The organism is Mycobacterium sp. 852002-51057_SCH5723018, from assembly GCF_001667035.1.
In the GTDB taxonomy this organism is placed as follows: Bacteria; Actinomycetota; Actinomycetes; order Mycobacteriales; family Mycobacteriaceae; genus Mycobacterium.
The window spans coordinates 1-23,617 of the sequence record NZ_LZIR01000057.1 but is presented as its reverse complement, the minus strand read 5'-3'; the positions used below and the strand labels follow the sequence as shown (position 1 = coordinate 23,617).

The 23,617-nt window shown below is 66.7% G+C and carries 20 protein-coding genes and 2 pseudogenes; 9 read left to right on the top strand and 13 right to left on the bottom strand.

Features of this window, described 5'->3' with window-relative positions:
* Positions 1-52: 52 nt before the first annotated feature.
* Positions 53-658, bottom strand: coding sequence for a TetR/AcrR family transcriptional regulator (locus A5764_RS11710; protein WP_067113392.1), 606 nt, complete (start codon positions 656-658; stop codon positions 53-55).
* 67 nt (positions 659-725) lie between these two features.
* On the opposite strand from A5764_RS11710, the gene A5764_RS11705 reads away from it, so the two are divergent.
* The gene (locus A5764_RS11705; protein ID WP_067113391.1) at positions 726-1,556 is read left to right on the top strand and encodes an alpha/beta fold hydrolase; all 831 of its coding nucleotides are present in this window, start codon (positions 726-728) and stop codon (positions 1,554-1,556) included.
* A 130-nt stretch (positions 1,557-1,686) separates the two neighbouring features.
* On the opposite strand, the gene A5764_RS11700 is transcribed toward A5764_RS11705, so the two are convergent.
* Positions 1,687-2,397 carry an SDR family oxidoreductase gene (locus A5764_RS11700; RefSeq protein ID WP_067113440.1) on the bottom strand — a complete coding sequence of 237 codons (711 nt, stop codon included), beginning with the start codon at positions 2,395-2,397 and terminating at the stop codon, positions 1,687-1,689.
* A 147-nt stretch (positions 2,398-2,544) separates the two neighbouring features.
* Between A5764_RS11700 and A5764_RS11695 the strand changes: the two genes are divergently transcribed.
* Together A5764_RS11695 and fadD1 are read left to right on the top strand one after the other, a co-directional pair.
* Positions 2,545-3,306 carry an SDR family NAD(P)-dependent oxidoreductase gene (locus A5764_RS11695; RefSeq protein WP_156664632.1) on the top strand — a complete coding sequence of 254 codons (762 nt, stop codon included), beginning with the start codon at positions 2,545-2,547 and terminating at the stop codon, positions 3,304-3,306.
* The gene (gene fadD1, locus A5764_RS11690; protein ID WP_067113386.1) at positions 3,303-4,946 is read left to right on the top strand and encodes a fatty-acid--CoA ligase FadD1; all 1,644 of its coding nucleotides are present in this window, start codon (positions 3,303-3,305) and stop codon (positions 4,944-4,946) included. The genes A5764_RS11695 and fadD1 overlap by 4 nt, the downstream gene beginning before the upstream one ends.
* Here fadD1 and A5764_RS11685 read toward each other — a convergent pair.
* The 6 genes and pseudogenes from A5764_RS11685 to A5764_RS11660 all read right to left on the bottom strand — a co-directional run bounded on the left by A5764_RS11685 (position 4,885) and on the right by A5764_RS11660 (position 11,135).
* The gene (locus A5764_RS11685) at positions 4,885-5,538 is read right to left on the bottom strand and encodes a MarR family transcriptional regulator (RefSeq protein WP_067113383.1); all 654 of its coding nucleotides are present in this window, start codon (positions 5,536-5,538) and stop codon (positions 4,885-4,887) included. The two genes, fadD1 and A5764_RS11685, sit on opposite strands and share 62 nt — an antisense overlap.
* A gap of 6 nt (positions 5,539-5,544) precedes the next feature.
* The gene (locus tag A5764_RS11680) at positions 5,545-5,964 is read right to left on the bottom strand and encodes a Zn-ribbon domain-containing OB-fold protein (RefSeq protein WP_067113380.1); all 420 of its coding nucleotides are present in this window, start codon (positions 5,962-5,964) and stop codon (positions 5,545-5,547) included.
* The gene (locus A5764_RS11675; protein ID WP_067113377.1) at positions 5,961-7,127 is read right to left on the bottom strand and encodes a thiolase family protein; all 1,167 of its coding nucleotides are present in this window, start codon (positions 7,125-7,127) and stop codon (positions 5,961-5,963) included. Before A5764_RS11675 ends, A5764_RS11680 begins: the two co-directional genes overlap by 4 nt.
* Positions 7,117-7,446 carry a hypothetical protein gene (locus tag A5764_RS11670; RefSeq protein WP_067113374.1) on the bottom strand — a complete coding sequence of 110 codons (330 nt, stop codon included), beginning with the start codon at positions 7,444-7,446 and terminating at the stop codon, positions 7,117-7,119. Before A5764_RS11670 ends, A5764_RS11675 begins: the two co-directional genes overlap by 11 nt.
* Before the next feature lies 1 nt (position 7,447).
* The gene (locus A5764_RS11665) at positions 7,448-9,796 is read right to left on the bottom strand and encodes a CoA transferase (protein WP_067113369.1); all 2,349 of its coding nucleotides are present in this window, start codon (positions 9,794-9,796) and stop codon (positions 7,448-7,450) included.
* A 2-nt stretch (positions 9,797-9,798) separates the two neighbouring features.
* A pseudogene (locus A5764_RS11660) lies at positions 9,799-11,135 on the bottom strand (amidohydrolase family protein).
* A gap of 269 nt (positions 11,136-11,404) precedes the next feature.
* On the opposite strand from A5764_RS11660, the gene A5764_RS11655 reads away from it, so the two are divergent.
* Both A5764_RS11655 and A5764_RS11650 read left to right on the top strand, forming a co-directional pair.
* Positions 11,405-12,508, top strand: coding sequence for a DUF1214 domain-containing protein (locus A5764_RS11655; protein ID WP_067113366.1), 1,104 nt, complete (start codon positions 11,405-11,407; stop codon positions 12,506-12,508).
* A complete protein-coding gene (locus A5764_RS11650; protein ID WP_067113362.1) occupies positions 12,505-13,689 on the top strand; it encodes a sulfotransferase in 1,185 nt (394 codons plus the stop codon). The genes A5764_RS11655 and A5764_RS11650 overlap by 4 nt, the downstream gene beginning before the upstream one ends.
* A gap of 11 nt (positions 13,690-13,700) precedes the next feature.
* On the opposite strand, the gene A5764_RS11645 is transcribed toward A5764_RS11650, so the two are convergent.
* The 3 genes from A5764_RS11645 to A5764_RS11635 are packed head-to-tail and all read right to left on the bottom strand — an operon-like array spanning position 13,701 to position 17,574.
* Positions 13,701-14,126 carry a Zn-ribbon domain-containing OB-fold protein gene (locus A5764_RS11645; protein WP_067113353.1) on the bottom strand — a complete coding sequence of 142 codons (426 nt, stop codon included), beginning with the start codon at positions 14,124-14,126 and terminating at the stop codon, positions 13,701-13,703.
* 5 nt (positions 14,127-14,131) lie between these two features.
* A complete protein-coding gene (locus A5764_RS11640; protein ID WP_067113348.1) occupies positions 14,132-15,340 on the bottom strand; it encodes a thiolase family protein in 1,209 nt (402 codons plus the stop codon).
* Positions 15,341-15,348: 8 nt separating this feature from the next.
* A complete protein-coding gene (locus A5764_RS11635) occupies positions 15,349-17,574 on the bottom strand; it encodes an acyl-CoA dehydrogenase (RefSeq protein ID WP_067113345.1) in 2,226 nt (741 codons plus the stop codon).
* A 117-nt stretch (positions 17,575-17,691) separates the two neighbouring features.
* On the opposite strand from A5764_RS11635, the gene A5764_RS11630 reads away from it, so the two are divergent.
* Both A5764_RS11630 and A5764_RS11625 read left to right on the top strand, forming a co-directional pair.
* Positions 17,692-18,279, top strand: coding sequence for a TetR/AcrR family transcriptional regulator (locus tag A5764_RS11630; RefSeq protein WP_067113342.1), 588 nt, complete (start codon positions 17,692-17,694; stop codon positions 18,277-18,279).
* 251 nt (positions 18,280-18,530) lie between these two features.
* Positions 18,531-19,883: an acetamidase/formamidase family protein gene (locus tag A5764_RS11625; protein ID WP_067113339.1), complete on the top strand. Its 1,353-nt coding sequence runs from the start codon at positions 18,531-18,533 to the stop codon at positions 19,881-19,883.
* A 15-nt stretch (positions 19,884-19,898) separates the two neighbouring features.
* Here the strand turns inward: A5764_RS11625 and A5764_RS11620 are convergent, their stop codons facing one another.
* Together A5764_RS11620 and A5764_RS28860 are read right to left on the bottom strand one after the other, a co-directional pair.
* Entirely contained in the window at positions 19,899-20,792 is an 894-nt protein-coding gene (locus A5764_RS11620; RefSeq protein WP_067113336.1) for a fructose bisphosphate aldolase, read from the bottom strand.
* 106 nt (positions 20,793-20,898) lie between these two features.
* Positions 20,899-21,018 (bottom strand): annotated as a pseudogene (locus A5764_RS28860) (glutamine ABC transporter ATP-binding protein); the annotation flags it as partial.
* Positions 21,019-21,428: 410 nt separating this feature from the next.
* Here A5764_RS28860 and A5764_RS11615 point away from each other — a divergent pair.
* Together A5764_RS11615 and A5764_RS11610 are read left to right on the top strand one after the other, a co-directional pair.
* Entirely contained in the window at positions 21,429-22,388 is a 960-nt protein-coding gene (locus A5764_RS11615) for a helix-turn-helix domain-containing protein (RefSeq protein ID WP_067113436.1), read from the top strand.
* Positions 22,389-22,668: 280 nt separating this feature from the next.
* A complete protein-coding gene (locus A5764_RS11610) occupies positions 22,669-23,478 on the top strand; it encodes an alpha/beta hydrolase (RefSeq protein ID WP_067113333.1) in 810 nt (269 codons plus the stop codon).
* Positions 23,479-23,617: the final 139 nt, after the last annotated feature.

Genomic DNA, 23,617 nt, shown 5'->3' with positions numbered 1-23,617 from the left:
GGACTGGTCAGAACGAGGTGGACGTCCGGTGGAGCGCTTGCTGGAGCGACGGCTATTCGTCCAGCATCGCGTCGATGAGCCGGTGCAACACCTCCCGGGTCTCCCGGCGAGCGCGTTTGGGATCGTCGGCGGTGGCGATGGCCATGGCCGCCTCGTCGAGCGCGCCGATCAGCACGTGGGCCAACGCTCGCACCGGTTGCTGCACCAACTGTCCCGCCCGGATCGCCTCGGTGAGCAGCTGCTCGGTCATGCCCAGGCTGTAGCGCTGGGCGACATCACGAAAGGCGGCCCACCCCAGCACGCTGGGCGCATCCAGCAGGATCAGCTGACGCACCTCCGGATCGCCGGACACCTGGAGCCACGCGTCGACCGCGGCCCTGATCGCGTCCGCCGGCGTCGTCGCCCCCGACTCGGCTACCAGCGTGGCCATCCGCGCCATCACATCCTGCTCCACGGCCTCAACGACCTCGCCGAAAAGCGCTGCCTTGTCGGCGAATTGGTGGTACATCGCGCCCCGCGTGACGCCGGCCGCCGTCGCGATCTCCGGCGTCCCGACATCCGCATAACCGCGTAGGCCCCACAGCTTGCGGGCAGCCGAGATCAGCGCGTCGCGGGTCGCCGCGGAGCGCTCCTCCTGAGTCCGTCTCTTGATTTCCATACATCCTGTTGGTAACTTACGAACAGACAGCCTGTTTGTAAGTATATCTCGAAGGTGGGAGCTAGCTATGTCGACGATCGACATTAGTGCCGGAACTATCCATTACGAAGCAACCGGACCCGAGGACGGCAGGCCCGTCGTCTTCGTGCACGGATACATGATGGGCGGCCAACTGTGGCGCCAAGTCGGCGTACGCCTCGCCGATCTCGGCCTCCGCTGCATCGCCCCGACCTGGCCGCTGGGCGCGCACACGCAAGCCTTGCGCCCGCGAGCGGACCGCACCATCAACGGCGTGGCCGGCATCGTCGCCGAGGTGCTTGCCGCCCTCGATCTCGAGGACGTGGTGCTGGTCGGTAACGACACCGGCGGTGTCGTCACACAACTCGTCGCGGTGCACCATCCTGAGCGGCTCGGTGCGCTGGTGCTCACGAGTTGCGATGCGTTCGAACACTTTCCGCCGCCGATCCTCAAGCCGGTGATTCTGGCGGCCAAGTCCAAGACGACGTTTAAGGCCGTGGCCCAGGCGATGCGCGTGCCGGCGGCACGCAAGCGCGCCTTCGACGGCCTGGCCCACCGCAACATCGATGACCTCACCGAGGCCTGGGTGCGCGCGGGTCTGTCCGATCCGGCGGTCGCCGAAGACCTGCGCCAATTCACCCTCTCGATGCGCACCGAGGTCACCACGGGCGTCGCCGCCCGGCTGCCCGAGTTCCGCAAGCCCACCCTCATCGCCTGGTCGGCCGACGACGTCTTCTTCGACCTCGCGGACGGCGAACGACTGGCCGCCACCATCCCGAACGCACGCCTCGAGGTGATCGAGGGTGCGCGGACGTTCTCCATGCTGGACCAGCCGGACCGCCTTGCCGACCTGCTGTCCACGATCGCGGTGCCAGCTTAGGGCAGAAAGGCCGTAAGAGGGGGACCCGCCGGCCAGGTCAACCGCTGACGGAGGAATTCGTCGATGCCTTGGTGGACAGCCTCTTTCACGGCGTGGCTGCCGGTGACGGTCAAAACGACCGCTACCGTGCTCAGGCGGGAACGCTGCCGCCGCCGTCGACACGCACTATCTGACCGGTGATGTATCCGGCGCGCTCGTCGAGTAGAAAGCAGACGGCGTGGGCAATCTCGGCCGGCGTGGCGACCCGATGGAGCGGAATGCTGGCCAGAAGCCGGGCTTCCCGTTCGGAGCCCGCCGGGCTGCGGTCGCGGTACATTTCGGTCTCGGTGGGACCCGGGGCCACCGCGTTGACGGTGATTCCGGTCGAGGCCAGTTCCTTGGCCCAGATCCGGGTGCACGCCTCCAGTGCGGCCTTCGCCGCGGCGTACGGCGTGCGCTCGGGCGTGCCCAACGTGGTCAGGCTCGTGACGTTGACGATGCGGCCCCAGCCCGCGGCGCGCATGCCCGGCAGTGCGGCCTGCACGACCTGAACCGCGGTGCGCACGTTGAGGTCATAGGTGCTGAACAGGTCATTCTCGTCGATGGACCCGATGAACCCGAAGCGGGCGAAACCGGCGTTGTTTACCACCGCGTCGACTCGACCGGCCTCGATGATGCTCGCCAGCGTCGCTGCGGTGGCGGCGCGATCAGCTAGGTCGAGCTGGTAGAACGGGCCGGGGAAATCCGGCGGTACTGTTCGGGCAATGCCTATCGGCTCGTAGCCGTCGCCGGCAAGCCGGTCGGCGACCGCTCGCCCAATCCCCTTCGATGCACCGGTGATCAACACTCGTCGTGATGCCATCAGCGTTCCTTCCGTAATGGTGATGACGTTGGTAGGCGGATCCTCCGTCGCGACATTCAACAACCCGGACATCCGGGTGGTTCCGGCCGATCAGCCGTATTTCCCACACTTAACGACACAACCGATAGGGTTGCCGCCATGCCGGACGTGACACCACCACTGCGAGGCCGACGGATCCTGGTTACCGGCGGGGCCAGCGGGATCGGCGCCGCCGCCGTCGGGGCCCTCACCGCCGCGGGCGCGGACGTCGCCGCCACCTATCACCAGACTTCGCCGCCGGACGAGCTGTCGGCCGCTTGGATGCAGTGCGATGTGCGCGACGCCGACGCCGTTTCGGCGATGGTGCGGCAAGCGGTTGAGCACTTAGGCGGACTCGACGTCCTGGTCAACGCCGCGGGGCTGTGGCAGGCCGGGATTCCCGGCTACATCGGCGTCGACGAGATCTCGTTCCTGCTGGACACCAACATCAAGGCGACCATCCTGACCAATCAGGCCGCGTACGCGGTGATGAAAGACCAAGATCCCAAGGGCGGCAGGATCATCAACTTCGGATCCTCCGAAGCCGTTATGGGCAGCCCGATCTCGGCCGTCTACGCCGCAACCAAGGGCGCGGTGCAGGCCTGGACCCGATCCGCCGCCAAGGCCTGGGGCGCCGACAACGTCACCGTCAACGCCCTGGCGCCTGCGGTGCAGACGGCCGGCGCCGAGCGATTGCGGGAGTTCCTCGGTCCGGAGGCCGGCGCCCTCATCGACCAGCAGATGAAGATGATGATTCCGCTCGGCGGGACACTGGGCGATCCCGCGCGGGACGTCGGGCCCATGTTGGTCTTCCTGGCCGGCCCCGGTTCTGCCTTTATCACCGGCCAGCTGCTGGCCGTCGACGGCGGTCTGATGATGGTCGGTGGATGACCGACGACACGATCCAGGCGCTGCTGCGAAAGCGCTTGTCCGACCCGGCGGTCGCCGTGAAACACGAGAACCTGCAATGGACTTGGCGCCAGTACCTGACGGAGTCGACGGCGCGGGCCGCCGCTCTGATCGCGGCCGCCGACCCCCACCGGCCGATGCACATCGGCGCTCTGCTCGGCAACGCCCCCGAGATGCTGGCCCAGATGGCGGCGGCCGGGCTCGGCGGCTACGTGCTGTGCGGCCTGAACACCACGCGGCGGGGCGCGGCGCTGGCCGCCGACATCCGGCGGGCGGACTGCCAGGTCGTCGTGACCGACGCCGAACATCGGCCGCTGCTGGACCGTTTGGACCTCGGGGAAACGCGGATCCTCGATACATCCACGGAGGAATGGTCCACGTTCATCGCCGGTGCCGGCGAACTCGTCCCCTATCGGGACGTCACCGCGATGGACGCGTTCATGATGATCTTCACCTCCGGGACCAGCGGGAATCCCAAGGCGGTGCAGGTATCCCACCTGATGGCCACCATCGCGGGGGTCAGCCTGGTCGGGCGATTCAGCCTGACCGAGCGGGACGTCTGCTACGTATCCATGCCGCTTTTTCACTCCAACGCGGTCGTCGCGGGATGGGCGCCGGGGGTGGCCTCCGGCGCAGCCGTCGTGCCGGCGAAGTTCTCGGCGAGCAATTTCCTCGCCGACATCCGCCGCTACGGCGCCACCTACATGAACTACGTTGGCAAGCCCCTGGCCTACGTACTCGCCACCCCCGAACGGGACGATGACGCCGACAACCCGCTGCGGGTGGCCTTCGGTAATGAGGCCAATGACAAAGACATTGAGGAGTTCGCCCGCCGTTTTGGCGTTCATGTCGAGGACGGGTTCGGCTCGACGGAGAACGCCGTCATCGTGATCCGCGAACCTGGAACGCCGAAAGGCTCGATCGGCCGGGGCGTCGAAGGCGTAGCGGTGTACGACAGCGAGTCCGTCACCGAGTGCGCGGTCGCGCGCTTCGACGCCAACGGGGCGCTGCTCAACGCCGACGAGGCCGTGGGGGAGTTGGTCAACACGGCCGGATCGGGGTTCTTCACCGGCTACTACAACGATCCCGAGGCGAACGCCGAACGCATGCGCCACGGCATGTACTGGTCCGGCGACCTTGCCTACCGGGACGCCGAAGGCTGGATTTACCTGGCCGGCCGCACCGCCGACTGGATGCGGGTGGACGGCGAAAATCTGGCAGCGGCGCCGATCGAACGGATCCTCTTGCGGCACAGCGCGATCAACCGTGTCGCCGTCTACGCCGTCCCCGACGAGCGCGTCGGCGACCAGGTGATGGCCGCGATCGTGCTCCACGAGGGCGGCACCCTCGAACCCGATGAATTCGAAGCGTTCCTGGAGGTGCAGCCCGACCTGTCACCCAAGGGCCGTCCGCGATACGTCCGCATCGCCGCCGACCTTCCCAGCACCGCCACCCATAAGGTGCTCAAGCGCCAGCTGATCGCCGAGGGTGCGGCCGCCGGCGAGGGCGAGATCCTGTGGGAGCGCCAGGAACGCGGCACGGCGTACCGGGTAGTGGCGGCTAAGTCGGGTCCCTGGGTTCCCGACGCCGGATCTGTCCCTTCGCCCGTCGCACCCGCGTGACGGGGTCTTTGCTTGTGCCGCTGGCGATTTCATCGCGCAGCTGTGCGATGTTGGAGATCTCCGCATACAAACCGCGGATCGCGTAGTCGAGGACGGCGAACGAGAAACGCTGGTCCGGATCGTCGGTGATGCCGAGGTCGCGGGAACGCTGCCTCGACCACAGCGCCTCGTCCAGCCGAGTCCGCGTCGCCTCGAGATGCCGGTCGAGCGTATCGATCACGCCCTCCGGATCCTCGCCGCGGGAAAGCCAGGTTTTGAGGATGACGGGATGTTTGATGACAACGCGATCCTGACCCGGAAAATGCCGGACCCAGCGCCGCAGCCCGTCGAGTCCGGAATCCGTTGTCTCGTACAAGGTGATGGCCCGCTTGCCGGATTGCGCCACGGTTTCGCTGACCATTCCGCGCGCCAGCAGCCGGTTCAGTTCGCGCCGCACGTGACTCACCGAGGGCGACCAATAGAAGTGGCCGACCGACAGCTCGGCGCGCATTTTGATCTCGCCGGCCGTCAGCTGTTCGTCGTTGGCCGCCAGCACGCCCAGGACGAGGTAGGCGGTTATCGGCAGGCCGTTACTGGTACGTGTGGTGCTCACGGTCGGCTATTTCTGCGCGGTGAAATAGGGCAGGGTCAGGTCGGCGCCGACGGTGTGGAATTGCACTTTCACGCGCATGCCGATCGCCAGCTCCTCCGGGACCACCCCGACGACGTTGCTCAGCATCTGGTAGCCCTCGTCTAGCGTGACGATCGCCGGCGCATAGGGCGGTTCGAACTCGGCCGTGACCGGTCGGTGCACCACGGTCCAGCTGTAGATCTCGCCCACACCGCCGCTACGCATCCACCGCAATTCGGCCGAAAGACATTGGCGGCAGTGCTCGGTCGGCGGAAAGTTGGCGACGCCGCAGGCCGCACAGCGTTGGTACCGCAATTCGTCGGTTCGGCAGCCCTGCCAGAACGGACGGCTGAGCGGCGTGCCGGCGTGGGGCACGGGGCCCCCCTGGGGGCGCAAGTGCGAACTCATCGAGGTTGGTCTCCAAGGAGCAGCAGCGTGGTGAACAGGGCGCCCGCTCCCCCGTTGCTGCACAACGCGACATGCGGGTCGCGCACCTGCAGATCACCGGCCTCGCCACGTAACTGCTGAACGGCTCGAACCGCCCGTTGCATCATTTGCGGATTGGAGCCCGCGTGGCTGAACGACATCGTTCCTCCGTCGGTGGTGATTGGATGGCTGCCGCGGATGGCGATGTGACCGTCGGCGACGAAGGGCCCACCCTCGCCGTCGCCGCAGAATCCGAAAGCCTCTAGCTGGCGGATGATTTCGAAGGAGAACGGATCGTAGAGCTCGAGCACGTCCACGTCGTCTCTTCGCAGCCCGGCGTGGGCGAACGCCCGCTCGGCGGCGCGGCGGCCGACCACACCGTTCACGTGATCGCCGCGGCGACCGGTGAGGTCCCACGCGGGTGGGTGCTGGTAGGACGGGCCGTGAAAGTCCGCACCGCTGCCCAACACATAGATCGGTTGGCTAGCGACGTCCACCTTGTCGAGGTTGGCCACTACCAGCGCGCACCCTCCCTCGGAGGTGGTGGCGCAGTCGAGCAGATGAAACGGGTCGGCGACGGGCCGGGACGCGGTGATGTCGTCCGGTGTGAACGGTCCCCGTTGGTAATAAACGGCTTCCGGGTTATCCGAGCCGTTGTTGCGGATGGTCGCCGCAACGATGGACAGCTGCTCGCGCGTCGTGCCGTAGACGTGCATGTGGCGCCGCGCGATGAGCGCGAACTCCGCGGTGGTGAACATTCCCCATGGCGCCACGAATTCGTTCTCGGGCCGGGTCCACGGCGCCGTGGCCTCGTGATCGCGGTATTCGCCCGCTTGGGCGGCGACCAGTACGACGACGTCGGCCATGCCGTGCTCGATCGCGGTGGCCGCCTCTGTGATCATGCCGACCCCGAAGGCCAGACCCTGCCAGGCGGGGCCGAGGCGCAGGTCGTAAATCAGCGCGGTGGACAGCGGGCCCGCGCTGATTCCGTCCACGTCGTCGAGGCTCAGGCCGGCGTCGTCGAGCGAGCCCCGAATCGCCTTGAGCGCCAGGCTCCGCGAGGTTTCCCCATCCAGTCGGCGTGCCTGCCGGGTGTTGTGCACGCCGACGATGGCCGCGGTCCGCTTCCTCGGACTAGTTTTCATCGGCAACAACCCCCAAATAGGTTCCCACCACGTGGTATTCACGCCCGTCGCGCTCGATGGTCCCGATCGTGGTGGCTCGCGCCTCGGCGCGCGCCACGCCGGCCTCCAGCACGTCGATTCGCACGTCGATCGGCCGCGCCGTTTGCGGGTCGGTGATCTCGACGACCATCACCACCGCGCGTTCGCCCTCGTCCCACTCCACGCCGGTGATGCGGTGGCGGGCGGTCAGTTCCATCACCACGGAGTCCTGCCGCACCAGGAAGCGGACGGGCGCGCACAATTCGCCGGCGCGGGGCGGCACGCACAGCGTGACCGCCATGTCACAGTCCCGCCGGCCGTGTGGCGGTGACGCCCGAGTCGCGCAGCTCCGCCAGGTCCTGTTGACTGCGGCCCAGGATCCCGGTCAGCACCTCGCCGGTGTGCTGGCCGTAGAGCGGCGGCATCCGGTGAATCCAGCGCCGTGGCCTGCCGGCGAAGGCGAAGGGCATCCCGGTGCACAGAAACGAACCGGCCACGGGATGGTCGACCCTCTCCCAGAATCCGCGCGCCAGCAACTGCGGATCGGCCAGCAGGGCCGCGGGCGCCGTGACGCGCGCCGCGGCCACCCCGACGGAGCGCAGCGCGTCGACCGCGTCGGCCACCGAGCGCCGAGCCGTCCAGTCCGCGATGAGCTTGTCGATTTCGTCGGCCCGCTCCCGCCACGCGGCCTCATCAAGGGCGAGCTCGGGGAGGCCGAGCATGCTGCCCAGCGCGCCGCGAGCGGGGTCGTCCATCGCGGCCAGCGCCACCCATTCGTCCTCGCCCCGACAGGGGTACACGCCCTGGGGACACGCGCCGGGGCCACGGTTTCCGTTTCGACGCAGCTCGATTCCATTGCGCGAGTACTCCACCACCATTTCGGCGGCGACGTTCAGCGCCGACTCCACCATGGTGGATTCGACATGCATGCCGGTCCCCTCGCGGTCGCGGACCACCAGCGCCGCAATCGCGGCGAACGCGGCATGCAGCCCGGCGATCGGGTCGCACACGCCCCGCGGGATCACCGGTGGGCCGTCGGCGTGCCCGGTCATCCACGCCATCCCCGTCGCCTGTTCCATCGTCTGCGCGAAGCCGACACGGTCGCGCCACGGGCCGTCGAGGCCAAACGCGGGCATCCGCACCATGACGGCGCGCGGATTGGCCGCGGTCACGGCATCCCACGTGAGGCCGAAGTTGCCCATCACCCGCGGTGAGAAGTTCTCGATGACGAGATCACTTGCGGCGATGAGCTCTAACGCGATGTCGCGTCCGGTCGCGGTGCTGAGCTCGACGCTGACACCGCGCTTGTTGTTGTTGCTGCACAAGAACACCGGGCCCCACTCCCACCACTGGTCCCAGTCGGCTGGGCGGCCCGCGGAAAACCTCATGCCGTCGGGCCGGCGAACGCCCTCCAGCTTGATCACATCGGCGCCCAGGGCGCCGAGGAATTGGGTGGCCACCGGCCCCGCCCAAAACGCGGTGAAGTCGGCTACCCGTATGTCGGACAACGGAAGTGCGCCGGCGTCGCCGCCAGGATCATCGGGCCATTGAGGGCGGGGTGAGCGGAGTGACCAATGGACGCGCCCGTTGTCGGCACCGAGAGCCGGGGAACGGCCAGGCGGCCGGGTCGCGATGGCGCCGCTGCGGTAGGGCACCCGGGGCTGCAGCACCCCCAGCTCCGATTCGACGAAGACGCCGCGCTGCACGAAGTGGTCGACCTTTGGCAGCGCGGCCGGGGTGCCGATGGGGGCCACCGGGATGCGGAATGCCACCGCGAGGTCAACGACCTCTTCCGTGGTGCGGGATCGGGTCCAGTCGGTCACCATGCCGAGGAACTCGTCGCGACGGGCGACGCGCCCGGCGAACGAGGCCAGCTCGGCGTCGTCGACCAGGTCGGCCCGGTCGATCATCACCAGGAAGTCCTGGAACTGCTGCGCGGTGATGGTGCAGAACCCGACCATGCCGTCGGCGGTGGGAACGATCGATGGCAATTCCAGGCTGCGTTGGTACAGAAGGGAATCCGCGCCCAGCACGCTGGCCGACATCGTCGACAGCCCACCCATCGCGATGACCATCGCCTCGAACGTCGAGACGTCGACGACCTCGCCGCGACCGGCCCGAAAGGCATGCCGCGCGGCCGCGGCGGCGACCGCCGCGGCGACGCTGCCGGCCAGCCACTCGCCGAGTCGCCCGCCCGCCTGGACCGGCTCGTCGTCCGGCCATCCCCGGCCGGCGATCGACCCGCACAACGCCTGCAGGATGAACTCGTTGGCGACCACCTGCTGATCTACGTAGGGACCCGTGGCACCGAACGGCGTCACCGCCGCGACCACCGCCGAGGGATCGGTGTGGGCCGTGATGTCGCCGAGGCTCCAGCCGTCGGTCAGGTCGGTGAGGACGATGTTCGCACCGGCCAGCAGCGGTGTGGTCTCCGCCGGGTCGTTCACCGACTTCTTGCCCGCCGCCAGGTAGCCGAACAGCGCCCCGGCCGGTCCCCCGGCCGACCAGCGCCGCATCGAATCTCCCTGCGGGGATTCGATTTTGACGACGTCGGCGCCGGCGTCGGTGAACATCTTGCCGCAGTAGGCCGCCGCGATTCCGTTCGAGAACTCCAGCACGCGCCAGTCCGCGAATGGCGTCCGGGCGGTCACGCTCAGTTGCCCAGGGTGGTGGCGCGTCCCGCGATACCGACGGCCTCGGCCGTCACCTGCGCCTGGAGAGCGAACTGCGTCATCCGGGTCCACGCGTCGCGGTCGCGCTGGCTGGCCCGGCGGCCGACATGAGTGACGACGTCGACGTCGGTGGCCTGCGAGCGCAGGTACCCCGCGCGGGCGTGCTCCCTGGGGATGTGCCGGAACGGATCGAACGAGTATGCGGCCATCCCGTTTTCGTGGGTGATCTTGTTGATGACCGATTCGTCGAGGTGGCCCATGGTCTCCATGACGTCCTCGGGCGCGAACGGCCAATTGCTGTCGGAGTGCGGGAAGTCGGACTCCCAACACAGCATGTCCTCGTTGAACCAGTCCATGTTGCGCACCCCGACCTTGTCGCTGATGAAGCAGGTGTAGAAGTGGCGCTTGAACACGTCGCTGGGTCCGCTGTAACCGGGCGGGAACTTCGCCAGCGTCCAGCCCGAGTGCCGGTTGTAGACGTGCTCGGCGCGCCAGAGGAAGTACGGAATCCAGCCGACGTCGCCTTCGGTGAGCGAGAACTTGAGTTGCGGAAAGTCGGCCCAGAACTCGGCCCAGATCAGCTCGGTGAAGGTGAACATGCTCATCATCGACGATGCCGTCATCTGCACGCTGGGCGGGGCGTCCGTCGACACCTGCGGAGATCGCGACGCCGAGCCGACGTGGGTGCACAGCACCGTCTTGTTCTCGCAGACGGCTTCGAACAGCGGGTACCAGTACTTGGTGTGAATGCTGGGCATTTGCAACGCTTCCGGATTTTCGGAGAAGGTCACCGCGTGGCAGCCCTTGTCGGCCAGTCGTTTGACTTCCTTCGCCGCCTCGGCGACGTCGAACAGCGGCAGGATGCCGCACGGGATGAACCGGCCCGGGTAGGCCGCGCACCACTCGTCGACGTGCCAGTCGTTGTAGGCCTTGATCATCACCAGGTTGACGTCGCGGTCGGGCCCTGATTGAGGACCTGGCCCGAGAAGCCGGTGAAGTTCGGGAAGTTCAAACCCGCCAGCTGCCCGCCCGCGTTCATGTCGCGGACCCGCTCGTCGACGTTGAAGCAGCCCGGCCGCATCTCGTCATACCGTGAGGCGTCGATGTTGTACATCTCGCGGGGTTTGCCCGCGACGGCATTGAGTCCCATGTTCCGCCCACGGACGTCGCCGTAGTACCACTGCTGTGTGCCGTCGGGTTCGATCACCACCCTGGGCGCGAAGTCCTTGTACTTGGCGGGCACGTGCGCGTCGAACATGTCGGCGGGCTCGGCGATGTGGTCGTCCACGCTGATCAGGATCAGGTCGTCCTTGTTCATGCCGCACTCCCTCGCTCAACTGACTAGTAGACAATGGTATGAGTCACAGTGTCAACGCCGGGAGCGGTTTGGCCCGGCGCCGCCCCGCACCTCGTACATCCAATGGCCAAAGCATATTTGTGAGCGATCGGTCGCAAGAGGACCGCAAGCCAAGCTGTCAACGGCTCGGACCGCCCCGTCGGATGACACGGACTATTAGTCGTATTAGCGTTCGGCGAAGAAGGGGCGAATCGGCGCCCGGAGGCCCGCGCATCGTCTATGCATGTGGCATGGCTGAAACCAATGCGCCGGAGCAGTCCGACCAGCTCGCCCCGAAGGCGCGTGCCGCGTGGCAGTTCTACCAGCAGATGTTGGCCGATGTCACCCAGATCGTGACCGTGGACGCCGAATCCGAGCGGGAGCTCCTCGAGGGGCTACGGGTCATCGCCCGCGTGTCGTCGCTGTGCTCGCAGCTGTCCGTCGAGGCCGACCCGGATCGGCCGTCGTTCTTCGATATGTGTTCGGACACAAGGATGATCGGCGGACCCAACCCCGACGGCAACTACTACCTGGCGATGATCCGCGGTGACCGGCGCTACCGGATCACCGGCACCCGCGGCTCCACCGCTTACCTCGGCTTTCAGATCCTCGCCGGCACCGGTCTGACACCGCGGCGGATGGCCAACTACCTCGGCGACGTCGACCTGGCCCTGAGCGACGGCGAATTCGCGCTCGTGCTCTCCGCGGACGAACCGTCCGATCTCGCCGGTGCCCAGTGGGTCAAGATCCCCGACGACGCTTCCTCGGTCGTCGTGCGGGAGTACATCGGCGATCCCGCCTCCGAAGTGCCGGCCACGATGCGCATCAACGCCCTCGATCCCGACCCGGTGGCACCGCTGACCGATGCCGAACTCGCCGACCAGTTCAGCGCGATGGCGTGGACACTGATGAAACTCGTTACGCTGCACCGCACTATCAAGCCCGAGCTGTTGGCGAGGCCCAACACGCTGCTGACCGCCGAGGCCGCCGATCTCGGTGCGGCCGACACCACCCCGGACAACCTGTACATGCTGGGCACCTTTTCGCTGGCCGCCGGCCAGGCCCTGGTGCTCGACATCGAGCCACCCGACACCCGCTACTGGAACGTGACACTGGAAAGCATCTGGCACGAGTGCTTAGAGCCGCGCCGGCGCCACAGCTCGGTCACCAATCGTGCGGTGCGGCCGGATGCCGACGGGCGGGTGCGCATCGCAATCTCCGAGGAGGACTTCGGATTTGGCCATTGGCTCGATACCGGTGGCCGGCATCGCGGGTTCGTGGTCCTGCGCTGGCTCGACAATCCCAGCCCGCCCGACGTCGTGGTGGCGCTGCGCGAACGGGAGGACCCGGCATGACGCTGCAGGAGCGCTTCGACCCGGGACGGCTGGTCACCGCGGCTTGCGAGGAAGCCGGAAGCGATGACTTCGGCGACGCTTCTGGTTACCAGGGCTGGCGCCTCGGCCTGCAGCAACTCACGGACGGGTTCATCAACGAAGCCCGGCTCTCGGCCATCGGCGTGGAGGTCGCTTACCTCGACATCATGCGCGCCCTGAAGAACCGGCTCGACGTGGTCGCCTGGCGCAAGCAACATCCGGAGATCGCCGCCGAACCCGTCCGTCAGCCAATCTTCATCGTCGGTCAGCCCCGCACCGGGACCACGATCCTCTTCGACCTGCTCGCCCAGGATCCGGAGCTGCGCGCGCCGCTGACGTGGGAGGTCGACGCGCCCTGCCCGGTGCCGCGGCCCGAGACCTACCACACCGATCCACGCATCGCTGCCACGCAGGCGGGCATCGAGATGTCCGAGCAGATCATTCCCGGGTTCCTCGCATTTCACCCCATGGGAGCCCTCGTCGGGCAGGAGTGCGTCCGGATCACGGCCAGCGAGTTCACCAGCATGATCTTTTCGGTGCAGTACCGCCTGCCGACGTACTACCGCTGGCTGCTGTACGAGGCGGACCATGCCGGCGCCTACCGGTTCCACCGAATCTTCCTGCAGCACCTGCAGTCTGGCGCGCCCGGTCAGTGGCTGCTGAAGTCGCCCGCGCACCTGTGGCACTTGGACAACTTGCTCGCCGAGTACCCCGACGCGTTGATCGTGCAGACGCACCGCGATCCGCTCAATGTCATCTCGTCCATTGCCGCGCTGACCCACCACCTTCGGCGGATGGGCAGCGACGACTCGACCGTCTCCGAGTGCGCGGCCCAGTCCTACGAGGAGATCGTCGTCGGCCTCGAGCGCGAGATGGCGCTGCGCGACAGCCGCGCGATCCCCGCCGGCCGGGTGATCGACGTGCTGTTCGCCGACTTCATGAAGGACCCGTGGACCACGATCAAGGACATCTATCAGGAGTTGGGCCGCGAATTGCGTCCCGACACCGAACGGCGGATGCGCGACTTCCTGGCAGCCCATCCCGGTGACGGCGGGGGTGGCCGCTACACCTGGGCGGACACCGGCCTGGACGCCGCCGAGGTGCGTGAGCGGGTGAGCGCCTACCAGGACCGATACGGGGTGCCGACCGAGCGGCTGCGCTGATCTCGGTCGAGCTAGTCGGCGGGTTCGTAACGCAACATCGTGACGTCATGCTCGGGGTAGTCGCAGAACACCGGCCGAACCCGCATGCCGACGCGAAGATCGGCCGGATCGACCGGGTTGTTGGGCAAGACCATCTCGGTGGAAAACCTTGGGCCCTCGTCCCATTCGACGATGGCAAGCAGCTGCGGAACCGCGTCGGCGAAGTGGGGTCCGACGGGCCGGCGGGCCACGGTGAACGAGTACAGCGTCCCCATGCCCGATATCTCGCGCCATTCCAGGTCGTCGGCCAAAGTGCGCGGGGCGCGCACCCGCGGATAGAACACGTAGCTCTGCGACGACGGCGAGTATTGGATGACGATGCGGTGTTCGGCCAACGCGTCCCAAAACGGCGCTGTGGTTGGGGTTTTGACCGGCATCGGCCGTTCGAATGTCGCCATGAGCGTCAGTCCCCCTGCAGGATCAGCGTCGTCTGCTCGGACAGGATGCCGCCGTTGCCGGACACGAAGGCGCGGTTGCAGTCGGCGACCTGGGCCGCGCCGGCACGGCCCATGAGTTGGCGGGTGGCGTCGCACACGTGGTGCATGCCGCCCGCCAGCCCCGCTTGACCGAAGCCCAGCTGGCCCCCAGCGGTGTTGAGCGGAAAGTCGCCGCGGAAGGTGAGGTCGTGGTTGGCGACGAATTCCATGCCCTTGCCCTTCTCGCAGAATCCGGCGTCTTCCAGCGAGAGCAGCACGGTGATGGTGTAGCAGTCGTAGATCGACACCATATCCATCTGATCGCGGCTCAGACGGGCCATGGCGAAGGCGGTGTCGGCGGCCTCCGCGATCGGGGTGTGCAGCAGATCCGCGGCGTAGGTCGGGGTCTTGAACGGCACGTGTTCGCCGAATCCCGTGATCCACACCGGACGGTGGCGCGCGCGTTTGGCGACCTCGGCGTTGGCGACGACGACGGCGGCCCCGCCCACGCACGGCATCACGATCTCCAGCATGTGCAGCGGGTCGGCGATGACCGGGCTGGCCAGCACGTCGTCGACGGTGAGCGGCTTGTCCTTCCAGATTGCGCCGTCGGTGTGGTTGGCGCTGACCCGCTGGTCGACGACGATCTTGGCCATGGCCCGCTCGTCGTAGCCGTAGATCGCCGCATAGCGCTGGGCCACCTGGCCGTAGGGGCCGTTCTGCCCCAGGTTGCCATAGGGGATCTCGAATTCCGCTTGAGGAGAGCCGTATTGGTTGCTTGACGAACCGAAGAACATCGCGTCGACCATGCGCCGGGGCTTCTTCGCCGACGACGGTGTGATGTACCGGGCGGGCAACGCGCACAGCACGGCGTCGCAGATGCCCAGTTCGATCGCCGCGGCCGCTCGCCAGACCATGGCCGCGGCGCTGGCGCCCCCGAGATCCACCAACTCGGCGAATCTGGCTCCCATCCCAAGGTATTCGGCAATTGTGGAGGGTACGAAGATCTCCGACTCGGCGAGGTGCGAGGCCACGATGCCGTTCACGACCTCGCCGGTCAGTCCCGCGTCGTCGAGCGCGGCCGCGGCGAGTTCGGCCCACTGTTCCAGGATGAACGGCGCGGGCGAGGCATTGTTGAGCCGCTCGGGTGCCAGCTCGACGTATCCGACGATCGCGGCCTCTCCGCGTAAACCCATGTGTTGTCCTACTTTCGGGGCAGCCCGAGGATCATCTGGGCGATGATGTTGAGCTGGATCTCTTTGGTTCCGCCGCCGAGTAGCTCGGCGGGCAGGTGCAGGTATGGCTCCACGATCGGGGGATCGGTGTCGGCGACCATCGCGGCCCGCCCGGTCAGCTCCAGCGTGGTCTTGAATGTGCGGCGCAACAGCACGTTCATCGCCACCTTGGCGATGCTGGACGCCGGCCCGGATGCCTGGCCGTCGAGCAGCCGGATGGTCTCCCGCACGCCGAGGGCCTTGATGGCGTTGGTGTACGCGTCGAGTTCGCCGAGGGCGCGCTGCGCGTCGTCGCGTTCCGGCCCCGGTTCGGTCGCGAGCCGGCGCAGCGCGACTGCCCGGTCGAACTTGACGTATCCGCTTATCGCCGACCGCTCTTCGGTCATGGTGGCGATCGCGAGGTTCCAGCCGTCGGTCGGCCCGCCCAGCAGCATGTGATCGGGCACGACGACGTCGTTGAGGAAGACCTCGTTGAAGTGCGCCTCGCCGGTCGCGGTCTTGATCGGCTGGATCTCGATACCGGGGGAACGCATGTCGACGATGAAGTAGCCGATGCCGCGGTGTTTGCCGGCACTCGGGTCGGTGCGGGCCAACAGCGCGCCATAGTCGGCCCGGTGCGCGGCCGACGTCCAGATCTTGTGACCGTTGATCGCCCAGCCGCCGTCGACCTTGGTGGCGCGGGTGGCCAACGCGGCGAGATCAGATCCGGCGCCCGGCTCGCTGAACAGCTGGCACCATGCCAGCTCGCCGCGCTGCGTCGGCGGAATCAGGCGCTCCTGCAGGTCCTTTGGCGCGGCGCGGAGCACCGAGGGCAGGATCCACTCCGCGATGCCCAGCGACGGACGAACCAGCGCGGGCCGCTTGTCGAATTCCTCGGCGATGATCAGCTGCCGCAGTGGACCTGCGTCGATTCCCCACGGTGACGGCCAGTGCGGCGCGATCAGTCCCGCGTCGGCGATGGCGGTGCGCTGCGGTCCGGTGGCGAAGTTTTCGTAGTCGCCCTGCCGGCCCGGTCGGTCGTTGTGCAGGGTCAGCGCCGAATCCAGTGTTTCCGCGACCCACGCGCGGAAGCCGGATTCGGTGTCGCCGAGATCGACTGACATGTCGCGTTGTTGGGTGCAGGTCAGTTGGCCCACGCGCCGCGCCCACCGGCTGGCCGGCCCGATGGAGGCGGCCAGGCTGGTCGCCCGCCGCCAATACAGGTGCACGTCGTGTTCCCAGGTGAAGCCGATGGCGCCGAACATGGTCAGCGCGTCGAGCACCAGGTCGGGCGCCGGCGAGATCGCGATCACCGCCGCCGCGGCCGCGGCGAGTCGGTGCTGGTCGAGGGTTTCATCGGCGGCGCGCACGGCGTCCCAGGCCGCCGCGGCGGCCAACTCGCTGTTGACCAGCAGCATCGCCGCGCTGTGCTGCAACGCCTGGAATGTGCCGATCACCTTGCCGAACTGTTCGCGGATCCGCAGATGGCTCGTGACCGCCTCGACACACCACTGCACAATGCCGGCCGTCGTGCTCGCGACGAGCGCCACGGCGACACAGGCCGCGCGCTCAGCGTCGATGCCGATGAGCGTGTCGGACTCGGCGGCGCAATACTCGTCGAGTCGCAGAATCGCGACGTCGGCCACGAGGTCGGTTCCGGATACGGATTCCACTGTGGCCGTGGGCCGCCCGGTGTCTACCAACACCCAGACGACGTCATCGCCCTCGGTGTGGGCCCCGACCAGGATCACCCGCGCCGCCCGCACGCCCGCGGTGACGTCCGAGGCGCCGGTGACCACCCATCGCTGGCCGTCGGCGCGGGCGTGGAAGTCACCGCCATCGGGAAGGACGACGGTCGCCGGTGCGCCGGATGCGAGATGACGCAGCAGCGATTCCGCCGCCGGCGTCGGATCGGCCAGCAGCGCAATGGCTCCCGTCGCCACCGTGGGCAGCAGCGGGCCGGGCAGCAGCGTCTTGCCCGCCGATTCCAGTACGCACGCCGCGTCCAGCGGCCGTCCACCCTGACCGCCGAGGTCTTCGGGCAGATGCACCGCGTGAAAGCCATTGGCTACCAGCGCATCCCACCACGGTGGGAGCTGCCCGTCCGCCAATGCATCGAAACTGTCGCGCGTCGCTGCGATGGGCGCGTGCCGTTCGGCGAACTTGCCGACGGCGTCACTGAGGTCCTGCTGCTCCGGGGTCAGTCCTAGCGACATCGAAGACAGCTACCCTTTCCCTTACAAGACGAACCGTCTCGTCTTGTGGCAGACTACGGGGCAGGTCAGGAGATGTAAAGTCGCGCTTCGCGGGGACCGAGAGACGAGGATCACTAGGTGCCAACCGATCTCATTCAATACAACGCGCCCAGGCGCCGCAGCGAGAAGTCGCGCACGGCCATCGTCACCGCCACGAGAGAACTGCTGCTCGAGCGCGGATTTGACGGCTTGACGATCGAGGCGGTCGCGGCCCGGGCCGGTGTCGGAAAACAGACCATCTACCGGTGGTGGCCGAGCCGTCCCGCGCTCGTCGCCGACGTCATGCTCGAAGACGCCGACAAGATCCTCGCGTCGGTGGAGCACACCGACGATTTGTCGGCCGACCTGGTCGCGTGGGTCCACAAACTCGTCGCGAGCCTGACCACCAGGCGCGGCCTGGCCATGCTGCGGATTTTGACCGTCGCCGGCATGGAGCACGAGGACACCGCCATCAAGCTGCGCGCCGGGTTCAGCGCGCCGCTGCACGAGACCGTCCGGGTCCGGCTGCTCGCCGACGGCATCGACTCCGCCGCCGCCGAGTCGGCGGCGGACGCCATCGTCGGAGGCGTCGTCTACCCGATACTTTCTGGGGCGCACCAGTATTCGCGACGTCGGGCCGAAAACACAACGCGCATCATCGTCGAGGCCGTCGCGCCACGCCGCTGATGCCGCGCATCCTCTCAGCGAGGTGAAAGACAGGCTGCGGCTGAAGTAATTTCGGCACCCGTAGCGCCGGCGTAATTCGTCTGAAACAATGGCGTGGGTCGCCCTCTGTCTGCCTTCGAGCGCCCAAAAGGGTTGCCATAGGCCATCATCAATATCGATGGGCCTTATCACAGATTGGTATTAGATCCAGGTTCGCACGGCCTGCAAAGATCCCTTGCATGCCGTCGTCCCATCGATCCTGGAGAGCGCCAATGGATGAGGCCTTTGCACGAAATGCATATGACACCATCGTCGACGGGGTTGGCCGGCGCGACTTCGTCAGGGCGGTCGCGGCGGTCGGCGCCGGTGTCGGCGTAGCCGGCTTCGCCGCCGGGTGCGCCAAAGTGGGGTCGGCCTCCACCGCAAATGGCACCAGGAACGATGTCAAGGTGTTGCAGCCGGGCCAGGGCGCCATCCGCGGCACCCACTACCTGCAGTCGATTCCCGACCAAGTGCTCTGGGGATACGTCCCCAACGTCCACGCCCCGCCGGTGCTCCGAATGAAATCGGGCGAGACGATCACGGTCGACGCCGTTTCGCATGAGGGCATCCTCGAGGACCAGGGGCGCAATCCCGTCGCATACTTCGGATCAAAAGGCGTGGCGCCACCAGATGTACTCCAAGACGCCGCGGCTATCGCCTCCGAATATCGCCGCACGCCACGTGATTTCGACAAAGACGGTCCCCATGTCGTCACCGGACCGGTGTTCGTTGAGGGCGCACAGCCAGGAGACGTACTCAAGATCGAAACGCTGGAGGCGATGCCGCGCGTGCCTTACGGCGTCGTGTCGAACCGGCACGGCAAGGGCGCGCTGGCCAGGACCGCCGACGGCGGCGCGCCGGCGGGCATCAGCATCGAAGAGGTCATGCCGCCGATAAGCCAAGACGGGCGGCCCAGCCCGGACCCGACGAAATACGGCAACGTCTCCACCTTCGCCGCCGTCGAGAACGGCCTCGGGGTCATGCGTTACCGCAGTGCGGCAGTGCGATTCCCGCTCAATCCGTTCATGGGAATCCTGGGCGTCGCCTTTTCCCAGGACTCGTCCCTGACCGCACCGAGTTCCAACTCGATCCCCCCGACTTTGGGCGGGGGCAACATCGACATCAGGCTGCTCGGCGTCGGGTCCACCTTGTATCTGCCCGTGTTCGCCGAAGGGGCGCTGTTCTACGCCGGCGACCCCCACCTGGCGATGGGCAACGGCGAGGTCGCCTTGACCGCGCTGGAAGGCTCGCTGCGCGGAACGTTTCGCCTGACGGTGTGCAAACCTAAATCCGGTGACGCCCCGTCGGTGGCCTACCGCTACCCGTTCGCGGAGAATGCCGACCTGTGGGTGCCGATCGGGCTGTCCGACCCCGACGGCAGCGTCAACGGGCAGATCAATGACCTCAACGTGGCCATGCGCCGGGCGGTCGTGAACGCCCTCGATTTTCTAGAGTTCGACAAGGGCATGGACCGCGCGACCGCATACGCCTACCTGGCCGCCGCCGCCGACTTCTCGGTCTCCCAGGTGGTCGACCGCACCGTCGGCGTCCACGGACAAATCACCAAGGCGCACTTCAGTTGATCTGCCCGCGCCGCCTCAGCCGGCGACGGACGCGTCGTAGATCGACTGGATCGCCTTGTCCAGCGTGGCGTTGAACTGCTCGTCGGACTGGTCGGCCGTGAGCCCCTCGGTCAGCGCGCGGCTGAAGCTGGCGATCAGCCCGGTGTTCTTCGCCAGCAGCTCGTTGGCCTCCTCGCGGGAGTAACCGCCGGACAGGGCGACCACCCGCATCACCTTCGGGTGCTCGATCAGGGGGCGGTAGAAGTTGACCTCGGTGGGCAGGCTCAGCTTGAGCATCACGCGCTGACCGTCGGGCACGTTGTCGAGCTGTTTGGTGATCTCGTCGCGCAGGATGCCCTCGGCGTCGGCCTTGTCCGAGATCGAGATGGTGACCTCGGGTTCGATGATCGGCACCAGGCCGTGCGAGAGCACCTGATGGGCGACCTCGAACTGCTGGGCAACCACCGCGGCGACGCCGTTCGGGTTGGCCCCACCGATCACCGAGCGCTCCTTCGTGCCGAACACGCCTTTGCTCACGGCCCGCTCCAGCAGCTCGTCCAGGCCCGGTATCGGCTTCATCAGCTGCACGTCATCGGACGCCTCGGCCAGGCCCTTGTCGATTTTGAGGATGGGCACCACACCCTTGGTCTCCCACAGGTAGGTGGTCGACGGCGCGCCCGCGATCTCCCGGTCCATCGTCTGCTCGAACAGGATCGCCGCCAGCACCCGGTCGCCGGTGAACGCCGGGGAGGTGATGATCCGCGAGCGCATCTGGTGGATGAGGTCGAACATCTCCTCCTCGGAGGAATACGCGTCATCCTCGATGCCATACAGGCGCAGCGCCTTCGGCGTCGAGCCGCCGCTCTGGTCGAGCGCTGCGATGAACCCCTTGCCCGACGTCATCCGGTCGGCTTGCTGCTGGTTCGGCATGGAACTTCCCCACTCCCTCGTGGCACTGTCGGTGACGGCGCACCATCAAGCTCGAATCGTGCCGATCATATTCGTCCGATCGTGACGCGAGCAGGCAGGTGGGCGGTCACTCGACGGCAACCTCCCGCTGTCCGATCACGTTGCTGATACCCGTCGCGCCCAGGCGCTCACGGAAGCCCTGCGCCGTATACCCGACCGCCGTCGCGTCGGTCCGGGCACGCACCGTCCGGGGTCCTCTGTCGGTATACCCGGGTATCCGAACCTGACGCGGTGGTGTTCGAGAATGTCACCGTGCTGATCGATAAAGCGAACCATCGGGACGTCCCTGTTGGGGAGGCCTGCGGGACGTAGTAGGTGAGGTCGACTCGATCCCACCTACCGAACCGCGCGCGTCTCGGTAAAGTGCCCACGCGTCCCATGCCTTTCGCGCCGACATCGGGACGACGCCGGCACGCTTTCGGCGTACTCAACGGCGCCGGTAGCAGGAAAAGAGTGCCGTGAACCGCCCGGTCGTCCGCAGGCCTGTTATTCCGCGCGTTGGGCGTCAATTGGTTGCGATCTTTTGCTGATTGCCGCTCCCGCTAATGGCAAAATGGGCGAATTGTTCGCAGTTAGGACAGGTTGGAGCGCAGCACGGTGACGGTCAAGTTCGACGCCAGGCGATTTCCGGCGGCCGATCGTGAAGAGGTGCTGCGTGACATCACCTCGCGGACTTTCGCACCGCTCGAGATCGAGCACCCGGCTGATCGCGGCCCGCCCGCAGGGAGTGTGGCGATCACTGACTTGAATGATCTCACGGTGTGGTCGGTGAGCTCCACCGCCGTCAAGGTTCATTACAAGGCGTTGCCGGGCGACGACCTGAAGCCGAGTCTCTTCTTCGGCCTGCAGCTGACGGGATCGTGCGGCCTGAGCCAGCGTAACCGCGAAATAAGCCTGCGCCCAGGCGATCTCGCGGTATGGGACTCAACGGCCCCATTCATCTTCGCCGATCCGAACGGCATCTGCCAACACAAGTTCCGAATACCCTTGGATCGAATAGCGTTGCCAGTCGATGTCATCCGGCAAATCAGCGCTACTCCGTTGTGTCCGGATCATCCGATCTCAGACATCGCCGTCGCTTACTTCCGCCGACTGGCCGCGCGGCCAGGAGCGTTTGATCGGCCTGGCGGCGAAGTGGTCAGTCAGCCGGGAATTGATTTGCTTCGGGCGGTTATCACTACCCATCTCGACGCCGTCGATCTCGGAAAGGAGTCGCTCCAGGCCACGCTGGTCGCCCGAATTATGGAGTACGTCCAAATGCATTTGCGGGAACCGGATCTCGATGCTGCGCGCATCGCCGCCGAACACCACATATCGGAGCGGCAGCTGTATCGAATACTGGCCGCCGAAGGCATCTCGCTCGGGGACTGGATCCGAACGCGACGACTAGAGGGAGTGCGCAGAGACCTCGCCTTGCCATTCCTGAAGGATCCGATCTCGGCAATTTCCCGCCGGTGGGGGTTCACCGATGCCTCCAGCTTTGCCCGAATGTTCCGAACCAAATTCGGTGTGTCGCCGAGCGAATGGCGAGAACTCGCCCGCCAGGCCGGCCGCTGACTGAGCAGGCATCACCTCGTTGACGGCGTCGGCCACGAAGCCTGCCAGATAGCGTACTGTCCGCTGTGAATCGGCTGGCGTCGCAGACTTTCTGATCTCGCGTCACCAGGCATGTTGCGCCGACGTGCCTCACCGAGTGCCAACACTTGTGCACCACCTGCACGATCAGCCTGGGAAGGGTTTTGGCGTGCGCTGGCCGCCTTAGGGTCTGTTCCAAGCGCTTCGCCAGTGGCTGGCGCCCGATTGAATAGCATTCCCAGCACACACGAGGACACGACTAATGACATCACCCGCAAAACCGCACCCAGTCATCTTCATTCACGGTCTGTGGATCCACTCGACTGCTTGGCAGCCGTGGCTCGAGCTCTTCGAGAGCAATGGCTACGCGGTATCCGCACCAGGCTGGCCAGGGGACCTCGCGACGGTCGCACAAACACGCGCGAACCCGGACGGAATGAACGACGTCAGTATCCAGCAGATCGTCGACCACTACGCGGGACTGATCGAGGCGCGGGGCGGCATCAAGCCCATCGTGGTGGGGCACTCCTTCGGCGGGCTCTTTGCCCAGGAGTTGCTCGCCGAAGGCCTCATCGCAGCTGCCGTTGCCATCGACCCCGCGCCGATCAAGGGAGTCAAGGCACTGCCGTTTGCGCAGATCAAATCGGCATTCCCCGTCCTTGGCAACCCCGCCAACCGGCACCGGGCGGTGTCTCTTACAGCCAAGCAGTTCCACTATGCCTTCGGTAACAATCTCACCGAAGAGGAGTCCGACGCCCTTCACGAGGAGTTGACCATCCCCGGACCCGGTAAGCCCCTGTTCGAGGATGCGGGAGCAAACTTCTCACGGCACTCGGCGGCCAAGGTCGACACCCACCTGGCCGACCGCGGCCCTCTGCTGTTGACGTCAGGCACCGAAGACCACGTCGTTCCCTTCAAAGTCACGAAGGAAGTCGTCGCCATGTATTCAAAAAGCCCGGCAGTGACGGACTTTCACGTTTTCGAGGGGCGCGGTCACTCGCTCACCATCGATAATGGCTGGAAAGAGGTCGCCGGAATCGTACTCGAATGGTTGGCAGCCCAGGGCTTCTGATCGCACGCGGCGCGGCACGGTGGCAGGACCCACGAGGATGCCGCCCGCACCCGCGAATGCCACCGAAGAAGTCGGCGACAAACATTTCTCGGCCGCGGCTTTGTAACACGTCCCAAACAGACCGGAAATACTGATGTTT